General features: G+C 67.7%; 1 protein-coding gene. It reads left to right on the forward strand.

Annotated features, from left to right (window positions below; genetic code table 11):
- Nucleotides 1-682, forward strand: a 682-nt coding sequence (locus CH293_RS27705; RefSeq protein WP_141217265.1) for an AMP-binding protein, incomplete at both ends; no start/stop codon positions are given.

The raw sequence follows: 682 nt of genomic DNA on the forward strand, positions 1-682 counted from the left end.
CCTGCACTTCGTGCCCGCCATGCTCGCTGCATTCCTCACCGCCACACCCGACCCCGAACGCCTCACCTCGGTGCGGCGGGTGTTCTTCTCCGGCGAAGCCCTCCCCGCCGCGAACGCCGCCGCCGCCGACCGACTCTTCGCCGGAGCCGACCTGCACAACCTCTACGGCCCCACCGAAGCCGCCGTCGACGTCACCGCCGCACCCGTACACGCTTCTGCGTTGGCCGACGCGGTGACCGTGCCCATCGGAACACCGGTCGCCAACACAACCACCCACGTCCTCGACACCTGGCTGCGCCCGGTACCCGTCGGGGTGACAGGTGAGCTGTATCTCGGTGGTGTCCAACTCGCCGACGGCTACATCGGCCGCACGGATCTGACGGCGTCCCGGTTCGTCGCTACCGGATCCGGGCAGCGTCTGTATCGCACCGGCGATCTCGTCCGCTGGAACCACGCCGGTGAACTCGACTACCTCGGCCGCTCCGACGATCAGGTCAAGATCCGCGGCTTCCGCATCGAACTCGACGAGATCCGCGTCGTCCTGCAGCAGCACCCTGCCGTCTCGACCGCGGTCGTCATCGCTGCCGACCACCCCGGCGGCAATGACAAATACCTTGCCGCCTATTACGTCGGTACCGACGTCACCGACGACGAACTCCGGGAGCATCTGACCGCACGGGTA

Origin of the sequence: Rhodococcus sp. 14-2470-1b (assembly GCF_002259415.1) — a bacterium.
In the GTDB taxonomy this organism is placed as follows: Bacteria; Actinomycetota; Actinomycetes; order Mycobacteriales; family Mycobacteriaceae; genus Rhodococcoides.